At 72.4% G+C, this 16025-nt stretch carries 14 protein-coding genes; 6 read left to right on the top strand and 8 right to left on the bottom strand.

Annotated elements, in window-relative coordinates; all coding sequences use genetic code 11:
- Position 1 precedes the first annotated feature (1 nt).
- The 5 genes from NE236_RS37160 to NE236_RS37140 form a co-directional block, all read right to left on the bottom strand.
- A complete protein-coding gene (locus NE236_RS37160; RefSeq protein ID WP_252846960.1) occupies positions 2–1252 on the bottom strand; it encodes a glycosyltransferase in 1251 nt (416 codons plus the stop codon).
- 327 nt (positions 1253–1579) lie between these two features.
- On the bottom strand, positions 1580–3490 hold the full coding sequence (locus tag NE236_RS37155; RefSeq protein ID WP_252846959.1) for a SpoIIE family protein phosphatase: 1911 nt from the start codon (positions 3488–3490) through the stop codon (positions 1580–1582).
- Between the two features lie 59 nt (positions 3491–3549).
- Positions 3550–4311, bottom strand: coding sequence for a GAF and ANTAR domain-containing protein (locus NE236_RS37150; RefSeq protein WP_252846958.1), 762 nt, complete (start codon positions 4309–4311; stop codon positions 3550–3552).
- 20 nt (positions 4312–4331) lie between these two features.
- Positions 4332–4748, bottom strand: coding sequence for a CBS domain-containing protein (locus tag NE236_RS37145; RefSeq protein ID WP_252846957.1), 417 nt, complete (start codon positions 4746–4748; stop codon positions 4332–4334).
- A gap of 126 nt (positions 4749–4874) precedes the next feature.
- Positions 4875–5513: an SSI family serine proteinase inhibitor gene (locus NE236_RS37140; RefSeq protein WP_252846956.1), complete on the bottom strand. Its 639-nt coding sequence runs from the start codon at positions 5511–5513 to the stop codon at positions 4875–4877.
- A 171-nt stretch (positions 5514–5684) separates the two neighbouring features.
- On the opposite strand from NE236_RS37140, the gene NE236_RS37135 reads away from it, so the two are divergent.
- The 3 genes from NE236_RS37135 to NE236_RS37125 all read left to right on the top strand — a co-directional run bounded on the left by NE236_RS37135 (position 5685) and on the right by NE236_RS37125 (position 9385).
- On the top strand, positions 5685–7856 hold the full coding sequence (locus NE236_RS37135; RefSeq protein ID WP_252846955.1) for a nucleotide-binding protein: 2172 nt from the start codon (positions 5685–5687) through the stop codon (positions 7854–7856).
- A 46-nt stretch (positions 7857–7902) separates the two neighbouring features.
- Positions 7903–8277 carry a hypothetical protein gene (locus tag NE236_RS37130; RefSeq protein WP_252846954.1) on the top strand — a complete coding sequence of 125 codons (375 nt, stop codon included), beginning with the start codon at positions 7903–7905 and terminating at the stop codon, positions 8275–8277.
- Positions 8278–8374: 97 nt separating this feature from the next.
- A complete protein-coding gene (locus NE236_RS37125; RefSeq protein ID WP_252846953.1) occupies positions 8375–9385 on the top strand; it encodes a DUF6177 family protein in 1011 nt (336 codons plus the stop codon).
- A 24-nt stretch (positions 9386–9409) separates the two neighbouring features.
- On the opposite strand, the gene NE236_RS37120 is transcribed toward NE236_RS37125, so the two are convergent.
- Positions 9410–9997: a sigma-70 family RNA polymerase sigma factor gene (locus NE236_RS37120; RefSeq protein ID WP_252846952.1), complete on the bottom strand. Its 588-nt coding sequence runs from the start codon at positions 9995–9997 to the stop codon at positions 9410–9412.
- A gap of 266 nt (positions 9998–10263) precedes the next feature.
- On the opposite strand from NE236_RS37120, the gene NE236_RS37115 reads away from it, so the two are divergent.
- Entirely contained in the window at positions 10264–10581 is a 318-nt protein-coding gene (locus NE236_RS37115; protein WP_252846951.1) for a hypothetical protein, read from the top strand.
- Positions 10582–10646: 65 nt separating this feature from the next.
- A complete protein-coding gene (locus NE236_RS37110) occupies positions 10647–13055 on the top strand; it encodes an ATP-binding SpoIIE family protein phosphatase (protein WP_252846950.1) in 2409 nt (802 codons plus the stop codon).
- Positions 13056–13067: 12 nt separating this feature from the next.
- Here NE236_RS37110 and NE236_RS37105 read toward each other — a convergent pair whose 3' ends face one another.
- Together NE236_RS37105 and NE236_RS37100 are read right to left on the bottom strand one after the other, a co-directional pair.
- Positions 13068–13739, bottom strand: coding sequence for a lysophospholipid acyltransferase family protein (locus tag NE236_RS37105; RefSeq protein WP_252846949.1), 672 nt, complete (start codon positions 13737–13739; stop codon positions 13068–13070).
- Between the two features lie 61 nt (positions 13740–13800).
- Positions 13801–14784, bottom strand: coding sequence for a GNAT family N-acetyltransferase (locus tag NE236_RS37100; protein ID WP_252846948.1), 984 nt, complete (start codon positions 14782–14784; stop codon positions 13801–13803).
- 288 nt (positions 14785–15072) lie between these two features.
- Here NE236_RS37100 and NE236_RS37095 point away from each other — a divergent pair, with 288 nt between their 5' ends.
- Positions 15073–15813 carry a polyprenol monophosphomannose synthase gene (locus NE236_RS37095; RefSeq protein ID WP_443612864.1) on the top strand — a complete coding sequence of 247 codons (741 nt, stop codon included), beginning with the start codon at positions 15073–15075 and terminating at the stop codon, positions 15811–15813.
- Positions 15814–16025: the final 212 nt, after the last annotated feature.

Here is a 16025-nt window from a genome sequence, read left to right as displayed (position 1 = left end):
CTCAGAACTCTTCGTCCTCCTCCGCGGCACCGGCCGTGACGCCCGCCAGGACGGGCTCGGGCTCGGGCACGGGCACGGGCACGGGCTGCAGGGACTCGTAGACCTTGACGGTCTCGTTCGCGACCCGGTCCCACGAGAACCGTGACCGAACCCGGTCGACCGCGCCGATGCTGAGGGCCGTGCGGTGCGTCTGGTCGGCGAGCAGGGCACGGACGCGGCGGGCGATCTCCATGGGACGGTCGGCCGGGACGTGGATGCCCGTGACGTTCTCGACGACCGAGTCGAGGTGGCCGCCGACAGGGGAGGCGACGACGGGGGTCCCGCAGGCCATCGACTCCAGCGGCATCCGGCCCACGTTCTCGTGTGCGGGAACGCTGACGGTCAGGTCGGCGGAGCGCAGCAGCTTCGGCGCGTCGTTGGCCGAGACGCTGCCGATGAACGTGACCCGGTCGGCGACCCCGGCCTCCTTGGCCTTGATCCGCAGCTGGTGGACGGTCTCGTCCGTCTCCAGTTCGTCGCGCGCCGGACCGCCGGCCACGACGAGCTCGGCATCCGGGATCCGGGCCAGCGCCTGGATGATGGAGACCACGCCCTGGTGCCGGCCGAGCTGCATGAGCGTGACCAGGCGGGGTGCCTCACCGCGCGGCAGCGCCGGTCCGCTCGGGCTGAACTTCTCCACGTCGACCCCCGAGGGCACCAGCGTGACCTGGCGCCGCCGCAGGCCCAGGCGTACGAGCTCGGTCCGCTCGCTCTCGGTCGTGGCGACGACCGAGCGCACGCTGCGGCCGATGGCCTTCTCCAGCCGGACCCGGGTGGGCGAGCAGGGCTGCCCGGCCCGGGCCAGGGTCGTCCCCAGGGTGTGGAAGGACTGCGCGACCGGGATGTCGAGGCCGTTCGCGCCCGCGATCGCGGCCAGGCCGCTCACCCAGTGGTGGGCGTGGACGACGTCCGGACGGCGACCGTGCCAGCGCCGCGCGAGCTCCGCGCCGAAGTCGGCGAGGTACGGCAGCAGCTCGTCCTCGGCGAGGGGACGGACGGGCCCGACGGCCAGTTGCTCGACGGTGACTCCGGGAGCGAACCGGATCCGCCCCTGCGGGTCACGCCCGTCCTGCCGGGTGTAGACGGTGACGCGGTGGCCGCGTCGCCCGAGTTCACGGGCGAGCTCGGCGACGTGCACTCCGAGGCCCCCGTCAAGTCCGTTGGTGGTTCCGAGGGGACTGTCCTGGACCGAGACCATGGCGATGTTCATCATCGAGCTACCTCCAGGAGGATCGGGCGACCGGGCGCGTCGGTGTCCGCGGCGATCTCGGCCCGTCCCGCTCCCGAAATGACGGGACGGGAGCCGTGGGGACGACCGGGGATGAGATGAGCGCGCGTGCGGCACTCACGGCCAGGGCAGAAGCCTGGCAGCGTGGGGGAAAGTGAGGAGAACGCGGACGTCAGGCCGTAGATCGGGCCTGAAATGAAAATACGCATGCACACCCTCCGGAGATCGAGGGCGGGTATGCCGCCCTCCGGTGGTGTGCCTGCGTCTTAGGCACGAGTTCCTGGACCTAATTATTACCTCATGGGGCGGCGACTAAACAGCCGACCCGGAAACCGAGATCCGGCGGGGCTCGCCGGTGTCCGCGGTGACGCGAATGGCCAGCATGGACACGTCGTCGCGCAGCTCGCCGCCGCAGAACTCGGTGAGCGCGTGCTCGACGGCCAGCGGCATGTCGGCGATCGGGCCGTCGGCGTGCGCGGCGAGGATCTCGACCAGGCGCTCGTGGCCGAAGCGGTTGCGCAGCGCGTCGGAGCTCTCGACGACGCCGTCGGAGTAGAGGAACAGCGTGTCGCCGGGATCGAGTTCGAGCGACTCGACGCCGACCTCGAAATCGTCCGCGAACAGGCCGAGCGGGATGCCGCCGCCGCTCAGCGTGCGGATCAGGCCGTCGCGCCGGATCAGCACCGCCGGCGGGTGCCCGGCGCTGCCGACCATGACGGCCAGGCCCTCGTCGCGAGGTTCGACGCACGCCATCACGGCCGTGACGAAACGCTCCTGGTCGAGCAATGTCTCGTTGACCATCGACAGGACCTCGTCGGGCTTGGCGTTCCACCGGCCGAGGATCCGGATGCCGTGCCGCGTGCCGGCGTTCACGGCCGTGGCGTCGTCGCCCTTGCCGCAGACGTCGCCCAGGGCCACGCCCCAGCCGGCGACGGTCGGGAACACGTCGTAGAAGTCGCCGCCGAACCCGCTGTCGCGCGTCGCCACGACGTACCGTGCGGAGATCTCCGCGCCGGGGACGGCCGGGAGCTCGCGGGGCAGCAGACCGGCGCGCAGCCGCTCGGTGACCTCCATGCGGCGCCGGTAGCGCCGCCCGGTGCGGATCACCAGGCCGAGGTTCCGGGCGAGGCGCTCGACCAGCCCGAGGTCCATCAGATCGAACGGTCCCTGCTCGCCCGAGACGGTGAGCGTCAGCGTGCCGAGGGTGTGCTCGCCGTCGTCCAGCGGCACGCAGATCAGCGAGGAGGCCTCGATCAGCCCGCACACCGGCAGATCGCCCTGGGTGGTGCCGAGCGTCCTCAGGTCGTCGATGTGCGCCTGGAGAACGGAGTGACCGGTGTCGTACACCGATACGGGCAGCGACCCGGGACCCGGATGGACGTTCTCCAGCATCCGGGCGATCTCCGTCCGGTGCTCGTCCTCCGGCCCCATCACCACCTGCCGCCGCAGCGCGCCGTTCTGCTCCAGGTCGACGATGACCCAGTCGGCGAGCTCGGCGGCGAGCAGCCGCGCCGACCGGCGTACGGCGACCGACTCGGTCAGCGATTCGTCGTCCAGCAGCATCCCGGTGGCGGTGGCGAGGACGTCCATCCGGTGCACGACCGTCGCCACCGCGTCCTCGGTGGCCGCCACCTCGGGCGCGGACTCCTGCGCCGCGGGCTCGCGCGTGGACGGGGCGGTCGCGGCGACCACGAGCGGGTCGGGCTCCCCGCTCACCCAGATGCGGGCGAGCGTCACGTCGGCGTTCACCGGGCCGTGCTTGGACAGGAGACGCACATGCGTACGGCGTCGCTGCCCCGAGTGGAAGACCCCGGCGATGTACGAGCCGACCGCCGCCCGCGTCGCCATGTCGCAGAACACCGGGAACGGCTTGCCGGTGAGGTAGCCCGCGGACGAGCCCAGCAGCGCCCCGGCCTGGCGGTTCACCCGGCGGACCGTGCCGTCGCGCTCGAGCAGGAACAACGGGACGGGCGCGTCCTGGAAGACCGTCCGCAGCATCCGGCGCTCGCTCTCCGCGGCCTCCGATCTGGCCTCCGTGGAGGCGCGGTCCTCGCCGGTGGCGCCGAGCGCGGACACGGCCATCTCGAGCTCGACGAGGGCCGCGTCCAGAAGGGGGCCGGAGTCGGCGTCGGACAGGGCGGCGGCGCTGCGCAGCTCGCTCAGGCGAGTCTTGAGCTTGGCGGTCTCGTAGAGGAGAGACTGGGTCTCCTGCTGGTCGGACATGACTCCTCCCAGCGTGGGGTGGTCGCGGTCCGCGACCAGATCGGACGCCTGTTCGTACTCTAACGGCCGCCCGCTGCTCCGGCGAGACCAGACCGTCCGGAGTCGTCGCCGCCGGGTCCGCTGCCCTCGACGATCCGCCGTGCCAGCGCCGTCAGCTTGACGTGGCGCGTCTGCGAGATGCGCTTGAGCTCGTTGAACGCGGTCTCGGCGTCGCAGCCCATCGCGTGCATGAGCACGCCCTTCGCCTGGTCCACGACGGCGCGCGCCTCCACGGCCTGCCGCAACTGCACCGCCGTGCGGTGGGCGTCCTCGTAGTGCAGGGTGTTCGACACCGCGGCGCCGCCCTGCGCGGCGAGAAGGGCTCCGAGGCCGAGCTCCCGCCGGTCGAGCGCGCCGGGCACCACGCCGTACATCGTGAGGGTCATGAGGATCGGCCCGGTCCGGTGGACGGTCGTGGCGAAGCACCGCACACCACGCTGCAGCGCGATGGGAGTGAAACCGGGCCACCGGGTCTCGACGAGGGTGTCGGAGCAGAACACCGGGGTCTCGCTCCGCGCCACATCGAAGATCGGGCCGTCCCGCCGGGTGCACTGCACGTCGCTCAGGTACGCCAGGTCCGGATGGGTGGCGGCCAGGTCGCGGGGTTCGGGGTCGTCCCCGGCGGTCCATCGGATCCCGGCCGCGCCCGCGCACCCGCGGACCGTGCGGACCGTGAGCTCGGTCACGCGCCGGAGCGCCGCGGTCTCCGAGGCCTCGTGGATCAGACCCAGGCGGGCGATCTCGATGGCCAGCTCACTGCTGATCTGCGGTCCGTAACCCACGCCGTCCACGGTAGCCGCCCTCAGTCGCCGGAAGGTTCGCCGCCGTGGGCGGCGGAGACGGCCGGGCCGTCATCCGCGGCGACGTCCCGGATCGAGATGATGCCCACCGCCCGGCCGTCCTCGACGACCGGCAACCGCCGTACGCCTCGTTCGCGCATGAGACGCACGGCGGCGTCCGTCTCGGCGTCCGGTCCGATCGTCACCACGCCGGCGCTGCAGATCTGGTCGAGCCGCGTGCCGTGCAGATCACGCCCCTCCGCCACGGCGCGGACCACGATGTCGCGGTCGGTGACCACTCCGCACAGACGGCCCGCCTGCGTGACGAGCAGGCCGTCGACTCCTTGGTCGCGCATCAACCGGGCCGCCTCGGTGAGCGGTGCGTCGAGAGGGAGCGCGACCGGCTCGGGCGTCATCACGTCGCGTACTTTCTGCGCCATTGCGAACACTCCCTTCGCCCGTCAAGCGCCGACTACCCCCAGAGGCGGGTCTTATTCCGGTTGTGGGACCCGCTCTGGACGTTCGGTGCCGGCGCGGGCTCGGGGGCGTCCGCCGACGATCGATCGTCAGAAGTCGAAGATCGAAGCCGTCCGGGAGTGCAGCACGCAGGTGTTCGGAAACCGCGTCGTGAACTTGACCGCCTCACCGCGCCACTGCCCTTCCGCGCTGGCGGTGACCGGCGAGTAGATCATGAAACACGCCTGCGGGTTCTTCTCGTCGGGGGCGACCGTGAAGTTGTCGCGCGCCTTGGCGAGGTCCGCGCAGGCCTGGGCGGCCTTCGGGTGGGTGCCGCCCACCGGGTCGCACTGCAACGTCACGGTACGTGGAGCGGCCGAGCCGACGACGCTGGTGAGCGTGAGGCGGGTCGGGGCCTGCGCCGCCTGGCCGCCGGCGGGGCTCGCCGACGGTGCCGACGGGGCCACGGCGCCTTCCTGCGGCGCCGTGGCCGCGGGCGTGAGGGTCAGGACCTTCGGGTCGGCCGCTGTCGACTCGCCGCCCGGTGTGATGGACGGGGCCGACGTGTCGCGGACGACCGCGCCGGGTGGCGGCGCCGGTCGGACGTGGGCCGCGGTCCGCGGCGAAGCGGCCCCCCTGGCGTGGGCGCCGGCCGGCGGAGGCGCCGGTCTGGTCTGGGCTTCGGCCGCGGACACCGACAGCATCGCCGGGATGGCGGCGGCGATGGAAAACGCCAGGACAGGTCGCATTTGTGTTCCCCCCGGAAAGTCCACCTGATCAGCGGAGCTCAATCGCTCACTGTAGCGCACTGATTTCGTACGGTGATGGCGGTGGATGGCCGCTCCTGGGACCCGCCATAGGTCCACGTGGATAGGATCAGTTCCGCCCCCATACGCCCGGTGTGCGCCGAGAGGAGACCGGTGTCCGAGCAGGACTGGCAGGTCACCGTGCTCGCCGAGCTCGGTATCCCGTTGTCCGGGCTCATGGCATCCGACCCCAGTGGTCGCCCCCTGCCCTCACCCGTGCCACGGGCGGCCGGGAGCCAGTCGCCGACCGGCGGCATCCCGGCGATACCGCTGCCCGAGGGGCAGGCGGAAGGGCGCCCGCACGAGGAGATCTCCGTGATCGGCGGATCCCCGGTCGCGTCGGCCGAGCGCACCGCCGCGGACCCGTTCGGCGACCACGACCCCATCGCCGACCAGTCGGTCATCGGCGACCAGTCGGTCATCGCCGACCAGCCGGTCATCGGCGGCCCGGTCCAGGACGAGCGGGCCATCCCGTTCGTCGGCCTCACCGGCGAGCCGGCCGGGCAGGACCGAGCCCCCCACGAGGCACCGCCTCCGCGGGACGCGCCGGAGGCGGTGCCGTCGGCGACGGCTGATCACGCCCCACAGGAGCAGCCCACGTGGGGCGAGCAGCCGTCGTATCCGCCGGCGGAACAGGCCAGCGCCGAGCCCACCGACCGGCCGGCACCCTCCGAACCGCTCGCATCATCGTGGGACCAGACGCGGGAGCGGGGCGGGCAGCCCTCGTGGGAGCAGAGCGGGCCGTCGCCGGCGGAGCAGAAGCCGCCGGTCCAGTGGGAGCAGAGCCCGCCGCAGCTCGGGGACCGAAGTGTGGCGTCGCAGCCGGAGCAGGAGCCGGCGCCCCGGTGGGAGCAGAGCCCGCCTCCTCAGGGAGAGCAGAGCCCGCCGTCGTCCTGGGGCGAGGCCCCGCCATCCCAGTGGGAGCAGGCTCCGCCGCCGCTGGGAGAGCAGGCCGCGCCGCCGCAGGCGGACCCGGTCGCGCCGCCGGGATGGGACCAGGCACCCCCGCAGGGGCAGGGTGGGCAGCCGTCGTGGGATCAGGGCGGACCGCCGCATGCGGAGCAGGAGCCACCGCCCCAGTGGGAGCAGAACGCGTCACCCCAGTGGGAGCAGAACGCGGCCTCGCAGGAGGAGTCGGGGCCGCCCCCGTCCTCCTGGGAGCCACCGCCGCAGGTGCAGTGGGACCAGGCCGCCCAGCCGTCCTGGGGAACTCAGGCGGCTGAGCCACAGGACGTCTCCGGGCAGCCGGGGCGCGAGGCATGGCCGTCCGGCTCCGAGGCGTGGCAGCAGGACCCCGGCGCTCCGCCGCAGCAGCCGGTGCACGGCTCGGCCGCGTCCGGTCCGCCGTCCGCGCCCGGCCCCTCGCAAGTCGGACCGCCGGTGGCGGGAGGCCCGATGGCCGCGCGCGACCTCGTGCGCCGGTCCGCGTACGGCGACCCTCTGGTGCGCCGGATGTCCCGTGGGGTGCGCCGGGCCGTGGGGGCCGCCGCCGCCAACGACGTGCGCAAGGCCGCCGACGTGGAGGCCGTGCTGAGCAGGCCGGTCCCGTCGTGCCGTCAGATCGCGATCACCAGCATCCGGGGCGGTGCGGGCAAGACGACGGTGGCGGGGCTGACCGCGACGGTGATCGCGCAGTACCGGCAGGACCGCGTCCTGGCCGTCGACGCCGACTCCGGGCTCGGCTCGCTCCCGCTGCGCATGGGCGTCGGCCCGCAGCGCTCGCTGCACGACATGACGTCGGCGCACCCGCGATCCTTCGAGGAGGCGTCCCGCTACCTGGCCCAGACCACCGACGGGCTGTGGGTGCTGTCCGGCACCGCCGGTGGGCGGATCACCGGCGAGCTCGACCTGGCCACCTTCCGCGTGGCCGCCGGCGTGATGAGCCGCTACTTCGCCGCGACGGTCATCGACTGCGGGGCCGGGCTGCTGCCGGAGCTCCAGCGCGGCATCCTGGCGGACGCTCATGCCCAGGTCATGGTGACGCCCGGCACGGTCGACGGAGCGCTCAGCGCCCATGGGGCCCTGGAGTGGCAGGCACGGAACGGTTACGAGGACCTCCTGCCCCGCACGGTGATCGCGTTCGTGACCCACACGCCGCACGTCGACGCCGACCTGGCACGCGCCGGGCAGATGCTGAGCTCGGGCGGGCTGCCGGTCGTGCACATCCCCTACGACCGGCACCTGGCCGCGGGAACGGCGGTAGAGTCCGCGCGGATCGGCCATGAGACCCGGGCGGCGGTCATCCGCATCGCGGTCGAGGCGTTCGCGCGGGCGGTCGCCGCGTGAGGACGACCCTCGACAGGCACAACGGCCCCGGTAGGAGGTGAGGCTCTTGACCAGCGACATCGTCGCGTTGGTGCGGCATCAGCCCGAGATCTCGACCGTCGTCGAAGGCATGATCGCCTTCGGTGAGTCGCTTGAGCCGTACGACGCCGGCGAGGGGGCCGTCCATCTCTATGACGCCGGCGGACGGCTGGCCGTCTCCATCGAGACGCCGCAGCTCGTTCAGGTTCACGGTGAGGTGGAGCGGCTGCTGGGCGCGGAGATGGCCGACCGCGTGCGGGTGCCGATCTGGTGGGTCGACGTGCGCGCGGCGGCGGGCGTACCGGACGCGGCGCGGATCGCCCGCCGGTTCGCGGACGACATCGTGCACTGGCAGGGCGGCGCGGTGTGGCCGGGGCCGCCGGGCGGCGAGGGACCACCATGAGTGCGCCGGTGGTGCGTGACGTCACCCGGACCGGCCGGCGAGACGACGGGGGAGGGCGGCGTCCGGGAGCGTCCCGGAGGCCGAGCGGGGAGTGCGGATGAGCGGGCCGGCGGCGGACGCGCTGACCCCGAACGCGATGGTGATCCTTCAGGACCGGCCGGTCGTGGCGTTCACGAAGTGGCTGGCCGAGGGGTTGCGGTTCTGCAGCGAGACGCGGCGCGGGCTGCAGATCATCACGGGGCCGGACTCACGGATCACGGTGCCGCTGCGGCTGGTCCTCACGGGCCCGAACAGCCACTGGGTGGTCCGCGCGGACGGCGGTTACTACGACGGGCTGTCCGGCGTGCCGCTGGTGTGGGACGGCACGGCGTTCGTCCCCGACCCGCGGGCGCAGACGTACGCGCCCGCCTACACGACGCCCCCGACGGAGCCGGTCGGCGCGCAGCTGACCGTGACCTTCCGGGTGCGCCACACGTCGGACACCGCGATCGGCGCGGCCGCCGAGCAGGTGTGCGCGGCGCTGACCGGTGAGCCGCCGGGTGGCTGGGGGATCGCCGAACCCGCCACCGACGTATGGCGGCGGGAGCAGCTGAGCGAGCTGTTCTGGTCGCGGGGCGCCGGCGCGACCTGGCTGACGATCGTGGGAGCGGGGGGACGGCCCGCCGTCGGCACACTGCTCGTGTCGAAGGCGGGCGAGGCGGTCGAGGAGGCGGTGACGATCGTCGTCGGATACGCCGATCCGCGCGAGGTGCCGATCGTCACGCTGCCGACGCTGCTCGGCGGCGTCGCCGCGGGACGCCATCTGATCTCGCTGTTCACCCAGCTGGCCAACGGCCGCGGCGACCTGACCAGCGTTCCCCGCTGGCTGGGACCACCCGCACCGATCGGCATGGCCGTGAGCGCCCCGGACCCAGGCCGGGCGGGCATTCCCGGGCCGATCGGCATGGCCGCGGGCGGTGCGGTCCCGGGGCCGCCGGGGATCCCGACACAGCGGATCGGCGACGCTCAGTCGCCGGCCGTCTGGTACGTGCTCGGTGACGGCCGGCAGCAGGAGGGCTGGCAGCGGTACGAGCAGCTCACCCGGCATCTTCAGGCGCAGTTCCCCTGATCCGCCGGCGCCGGCCCGGGGGGCCTACGCGGCGCGGACCACGGCGACGCGCGGAGCGTACTCCTTGAGCTGCTCGCGCAGCTGACGGCGGCCGCGGTGCAGCCGGGACATCACCGTGCCGATGGGGCTGCCCATCATCTCGGCGATCTCCTTGTAGGGGTAGCCCTCGACATCGGCGAGGTACACCGCGGTGCGGAACTCCAGGGGCAGTTCGCGCAGTGCCTGGATCACGTCGGAGTCGGGCAGGCGGTCGAGCGCCTCGTGCTCGGCCGAGCGCAGGCCGGTGGAGCTGTGGGACTCGGCGCGGGCCAGCTGCCAGTCCTCGATCTCCTCGGTCACGGCGCGCTGCGGCTCACGCTGCTTCTTGCGGTAGGTGTTGATGAAGTTGTTGGTCAGGATGCGGTGCATCCAGGCCTTGAGGTTCGTGCCCTCTTTGAACTGGTGGAAGTTGACGTAGGCCTTCGCGAGGGTCTCCTGAACGAGGTCCTCGGCGTCGGCCGGGTTGCGCGTCATCCGCACCGCGCTGGCGTACAGCGGGTCGATGAGCGGCGTGACGTCGCGCTGATATCGCTCGACGTCCCGGCGGCGTGCATCGCTCGCCACAGTCGTCATTTTGCTGCTCCGTAGGGGTGTTGACCTGGACGGACGTCCGTCCGCAGTCGGGGGGAGCCCCCCGCTGCGCGGGGCCGGGTCGAGGCGCCGGACACGGAGGATCTCCGTGCAGCTTTCGGCTATGGTGTGCCCGCCAGGGGCGTAACAGTCGGATCGCCGATGCGTCGCCGACGACTGCGTCGGCCCGACCGGCTGGAGGCTCGGCGCCTCTCACATGGGGCACCTACCGGACTCGTTATTCTAATGCAAACTCGACGCGCTGTGAAATGAGCTTCGTCACACTCCGTGTCCTCGCCGGTGCCGACGAATTCACGAGCGTGATCGAGCTGACCGGGCCGGCGGTCACCCTGGCCCTGTGGCGGGAGGACACCGTCCACAACGTGACCTTCTTGCCGGCGTACGCCGACAGGTCGAACGACACGGGCCGCCAGCCGCCGGAGTTGCCGGTGAAGGAGTTCCAGGAGCGGTGCGGGACCGCCGATGCGTGCGCGATCTCCCGTAGCCGGACGGCCGGACTGCACACGCGATCCCACGAGGTACTGCAATCGCATCGAAACGCAGTGCGAGTCGCCACCCGGTTGTAACGTGGGTCACACCGCGGGTCGGGGGGCCGTGCGTCAGTGATGCTCGCTTGGGAGGGGGATCCTCGGTGGTCACTCGGCAACGCCCCGCCACACGGCTCGCAGCCGCCGGAGCACCGCCCCGGCTACTGGACCGGCATCTGCTCGGGATCACCCCGCTGGGCGTGATCCTGCTCGACGAGCTGGGCCGGGTCGCCCACTGGAACTCCACCGCCGAGGACCTGTTCGGCGCCCCGTACGACGCGGCCGCCGGCCGTCCGCTGCGCACGCTCCTGCGACTGCCGCAGGAGCACCGGTCGGCGTTCGAGTTCGGTGGACATCACCTGCGCCACGTCTGGACGGGCGTGTGCCTGGTCCCGCGCGTCGACGACGGCCGGCTGCGGGAGATCGCCTGGTGGGTCTATCCGCTCACCGGCCCGGACGACGTCCGGGGGCTGGCGGTGGCCGCCGACGCCCAGCGCATCCGGGAGCAGGGCCCCGGCCTCGCGCTCGGCGACGTCCTCGTCGTCCCTCCGCCGAGCACCCAGTTGAGCGCCACCGGCGGCGTCCGCATCCTGCGCGTCGAGCCGACCCTCGTGCCGTCCTCCGCCGCCGACTCCGCCATGCTCCGGCGCCGGCTCACTGAGCTGCTGCCGCACGGCGCCGACGACGATCAGATCGCCGACCAGGTCCTGGCCCGTGGCTATCCGGCCGTCAACGTGAGCGTCACCGTGCGCCTGCCGTTCGCCGGCCACCGGGACACCTCGCCGCGGCTCAAGCGCGTCCGGACGACCGTCGCGCCCCCGTACGATCCGCCGGTCGTCGACGCGCTGGAGCAGGCGGCGGCCCAGGAACGCCTGGACTTCCTGAACCACATGGGCGCCCGCCTCGCCGACACCCTCGATCCCGTGCAGACCGCGAGCGTCCTGTGCGACGCGCTCGTACCCTCGTTCGCCGACTTCGCCGGTGTCCAGCTGCTCGAGTCGATCGTCTCCGACCATGAGGTTCCTCCCGCGGAGGCGGACGCATCGCCCAGCGTCGTGCGCGTGGCCATGCGGTACGACGAGGAGGACGGCCACTGGGACCACCTCGTGCCGCTCGGGGAGGTGATCCGGCTGCCGTCGGGCATGCCGCTCGCCGGTGACCTGACGACCGGGCAGAGCATCAACATCCCCCGGGTCAGCGAGCGCGTCAGCCGCCGCATCTCCTCCCGCGTCGGCGGCCGCGACCTGCGGGCGCTGCTGCGCGGCCGGGCGCTGCTGATCACGCCCCTCATCGCGCGCGGCAAGGTCTTAGGAACCATCGTCCTGATGCGCCGGCGCGAGCGGCCGCCGTTCGGCGAGCACGAGGTGCCCGTGATCGAGGAGCTGGGGCGCCGTGCCGCGGTGTGCGTCGACAACGGGCGCCTCTACCGCCGCGAGGCGCGCGTCGCGGCGCAGCTTCAGCGCAGCATGCTGCCCGACGCCCCGCCCGTCGTCGCCGGCGCGCAGATCTGCTACCGCTATGTCCCGGCGGACGAGGCCGTCCGCGTCGGCGGCGACTGGTTCGACGCCATCCCGCTGCCCGGCAGCAGGCTCGCGCTCGTCGTCGGCGACGTCATGGGCCACGGCCTGACCTCCGCCGCGATCATGGGGCAGCTCCGCACGGCCGTGCGGACGCTCGCGCCCCAGGACCTCCCGCCCGACCAGCTGCTCCGCCAGCTCGACGACCTCGCCCGGCGGCTCGGCGACGAGTGCCTCGCAACCTGCATCTACGCCGTGTACGACCCGGTGGCCCGCCGCTGCGAGATCGCCAACGCCGGGCACCTGCCCCCGGTCTTGGTCTCCCCGTCCGGCGAGTCATGGCTGCTGGAGGTCCCGCCCGGCGCGCCGATCGGCGTGGGCGGCGTCGCCTTCGAGACGGTCGGCTTCGACGTCGAGGACGGCAGCCAGTTCGTGCTGTGCACCGACGGCCTCGTCGAACGCCGCGGCCGTCCCCTCGACGTCGGTCTCACCGCGATGCGGGAGTTCCTCACCGGCCCGCCACGGCCGCTGGAGAACGTCTGCGAGACCCTCATCGAGGGCTTCAGCACGGCGGGCCGCCACGACGACGACATCGCACTCCTGGCCGTGCTCTTCGAGGGGATCGCCAAGGAGGACGTCTTCTCCTGGACCGTCAGGGCGGAGCCGGCCGTGGTGCGCGAGACCCGCCGGCTCGCCCGCCAGGCCCTGGAGACGTGGGGCCTGGACGCGCTGGCGCCCACCACCGAGCTCCTGGTCAGCGAGCTGGTCACCAACGCCGTCGTGCACGGCGCGGGCGACGTCGGGCTGCGCCTCATCCGCGCCAACTCCCTGCTGTGCGAGGTCGCCGACGACGGCTACGACCTGCCGCACCTGTGCCGCGCCGAGGCCACCGACGAGAACGGCCGGGGTCTGCAGCTCGTCAGCGCGTTCGCCGAACGCTGGGGCACCCAGCGGACCCCGACCGGCAAGGTCGTGTGGTTCGAGCTTCCCCTGTGAGGGGGCGGGAGGTCAGGCCTGCTGCTTGGAGCGCTCGTTGTAGACGCCGGCGTACTCCTGACGCGACAGCTTCTGGATCTCTTTCATGATCTCGTCCACCATCGTGCGGCGGCCCTTCGCCGGGGGCATGTCCGCGAAGGCCGTGTAGTCGATCGGCTTGCCGAACTTCACGCCCGGCCGGTGCAGGCGGGGCAGCGGGATCTTCGAGCCGACCGGCATGATCTTCTCGGTGCCCTTGACCGCCACCGGTACGACGCTGGCGCCGGCGTTCAGCGCCAGCCAGCCCACGCCCGTGTGACCGCGGTAGAGGCGGCCGTCCTCCGAGCGCGTGCCCTCCGGGTAGATCGCGAAGGCGTTGCCGTTGCCCAGGACGCCCAGCGCGATGTCGAGCGCGGCGACCGCGGCGCGCTGCTCCGTACGCGGCACCGGGATGTGGCCCATCGCGCTCAGGAACGCGCCGAGGATCCGCGCCGCACCCTTGCCCTCGAAGTACTCCGCCTTGGCGATGAAGGTGACCCGGCGCGGCACCACGAGCGGGATGACAACGCTGTCCACGAACGACAGGTGGTTGCTGGCGAGGATGACCGCGCCGTCCTCGGGGACGTTCTCCAGCCCCGCCACCACCGGCCGGAACACGATCCGGAGCAGCGGGCGGACCACCCGGTACATGAACCAGTACAGCAACTGTGCCTCCTCGACTCTCCGTCACTTTAGACCTGTCGAGGCCGGGAGGCCGCCACCGCGCTCAGTGGATCATTCGCGGGTCGCACTGGTACTGCCTGGTCTGACGCAGCGGCCGGAACCCCAGCCGCTCGTTGACCGCGAGCATGTGCGCGTTGTCCTCGGCGTTGTCGGTCTCGATCTCGAGCACGGCGGGCCACTCGGCGCGCAGCCATTCCAACATCGCGGCCTTGACCCAGAGCCCGAGCCCCTGACCGCGATGGGCGGGCACCACGGCGGTGTCGTACTGGATCGCCCGTGTGCCGTCACCGACCGGGATCACGAGCTCGGTGAATCCCGCGATCGTGTCCCCGTGCAGCGTGGCCACCGTCAGCAGCGTGTCACCGCGCTTCTCGACGACCTCGGCCATGTCGCGTACACGGTCGGCGTCCCAGGTGGTGGTGCCGTAGTCCAGCTTCCCCGTCGGCATGTCGCCCATCGCGCTCTTGGCCGCGGCGAACGCCTCCGCCACGTCGTCCGGCACCACGCCGAGCCAGCGGGTGAGGTGGTACCCCGAGTGCTCGGTCCCCACGATCTCCTCGACGCCCCGCGCCTCGGGGACGCTCAGCAGCAGCAGGCTGAGGGACAGCGCACAGGTGAAGCCGCTCGCCTCCAGGAAGGCCGTACCGGACGTCTGGGAGGACGCCTCCACGACGAGGCTGCGGCGCTTCTCGTCTCGCGCCGCCCGCGCGACCGTCCGGAGCAGGTCCGTCCCGACGCCCCGGCGGCGGTGCTCGGGATGGACCTGCAGCGTGAACTCCCCGAGGTGACTTCGGCCCGGCCCCTCGAACAGCCGGAGCCGCGCCACTCCAGTGACCGCGCCCTCCGCCGTGGCGACCCACATGAGGTGGCGGCTGCGCAGGCCGGGCGTGGTCAGCTGGCCGCGCACGTGGTCGAGCGTCGGCGCAGGCTCACCGGGAAGATCATGGGCGACCGACGCGGCGACGACCTCGTGCCACGCGGCGACGTCGCTGTCGGAAACGTCGCGCAGTCGCTGAACCTTGTCCAAGGACGCTCCTCGATCGTTGGCTCGCTTCCCTAAGGACCGTACGCGCCGCGGCCCGACCACGTCATTGATTCCGAACAGCCGCCCGGGCCCGTATCGCGACGGATTCCGCGGCCCGCCGGGGCGGGCCCGCGACCCGAGTTCCTGGGCCGACCGCGACGACACTTATGTCGCACATGTCGCGTACGCTTCCGATCATCTCGGCCCGTACTCCTGGAATACCCGCGTCGTCGGGTCCATGGCGGACGCCGGCTTGAGAACAGACGTCAGCGGATGCGAAGGGTGGACGGCGTGGGCGACCTCCAACGGGTTCTGGTGGTCATACCGACGTACGACGAGCGGGAGAACCTGGAGATCATCGTCGACCGGGTCCGCGCGGCCGTGCCGGCGTCCGACATCCTGATCGCCGACGACGCCAGCCCGGACGGCACCGGCGAGATCGCCGATGAGATCGCCGCCCGGGACGAGCAGGTCCATGTCCTGCACCGCCAGGGCAAGCAGGGGCTCGGCGCGGCCTACATCGCCGGGTTCGGCTGGGGTTTGGAGCGCGACTACGACGTCCTGGTGGAGATGGACGCCGACGGCTCCCACCAGCCGGAGGAGCTGCCGAGGCTGCTGAGCGCCCTCGAGGACAGCGACCTGGCCATCGGATCCCGCTGGGTGCGCGGCGGAAAGGTCGAGAACTGGCCGAGGAACCGCGAGGTGCTGTCGCGCGGCGCGAACACCTACGCGCGGCTGCTGCTGGGCATCCCCGTGCACGACTCGACCGGAGGGTTCCGCGCCTACCGTGCCACGACGCTGCGGGAGATCGGCATCGAGGACGTCATCTCCCAGGGCTACTGCTTCCAGGTCGACCTGACGCTGCGGACCGTCCGTCACGGCCTGCGGGTCGCGGAGGTGCCGATCACCTTCGTCGAGCGCACGCGCGGCAGCTCCAAGATGAGCCGCGACATCATCGTCGAGGCCTTCCGGCGAGTCACCGAATGGGGCGTGGAGTACCGCCTGAGCCGCCTCACCGGCCGCCGCCGCTGAGGGGTCGTTCGGCATCCCCGGGCGCCTCGGGTCTCTCGGCGGCGGCCGTCGCCGAGAGACCCGAGGACGGCCGACTCCCCGCAGGCCGGATATGTGGCCAAGAGAAGCCTCGAACGTCTATTTCTGCCATTCCCGATTCGTCAAATACATGCGCATCTGTGCCGTAGCATTGATGAGTCTCCGTCTCAGTCCGTCGGACGGTCCGCCCGGCC

Source organism: Actinoallomurus purpureus, assembly GCF_024055795.1.
Lineage (GTDB): Bacteria > Actinomycetota > Actinomycetes > Streptosporangiales > Streptosporangiaceae > Actinoallomurus > Actinoallomurus purpureus.
The sequence above is the reverse complement of the archived record's forward strand: the minus strand, read 5'-3'. Positions and strand labels throughout refer to the sequence as shown.

Bases quoted from the DNA above. Each gene is read 5' to 3' on its own strand.
- NE236_RS37160 (WP_252846960.1), bottom strand. From the start codon at position 1,252: ATGATGAACATCGCCATGGTCTCGGTCCAGGACAGTCCCCTCGGAACC.
- NE236_RS37120 (WP_252846952.1), bottom strand. From the start codon at position 9,997: ATGACGACTGTGGCGAGCGATGCACGCCGCCGGGACGTCGAGCGATAT.
- NE236_RS37140 (WP_252846956.1), bottom strand. From the start codon at position 5,513: ATGCGACCTGTCCTGGCGTTTTCCATCGCCGCCGCCATCCCGGCGATG.
- NE236_RS37125 (WP_252846953.1), top strand. From the start codon at position 8,375: ATGAGCGGGCCGGCGGCGGACGCGCTGACCCCGAACGCGATGGTGATC.
- NE236_RS37115 (WP_252846951.1), top strand. From the start codon at position 10,264: ATGAGCTTCGTCACACTCCGTGTCCTCGCCGGTGCCGACGAATTCACG.
- NE236_RS37155 (WP_252846959.1), bottom strand. From the start codon at position 3,490: ATGTCCGACCAGCAGGAGACCCAGTCTCTCCTCTACGAGACCGCCAAG.
- NE236_RS37145 (WP_252846957.1), bottom strand. From the start codon at position 4,748: ATGGCGCAGAAAGTACGCGACGTGATGACGCCCGAGCCGGTCGCGCTC.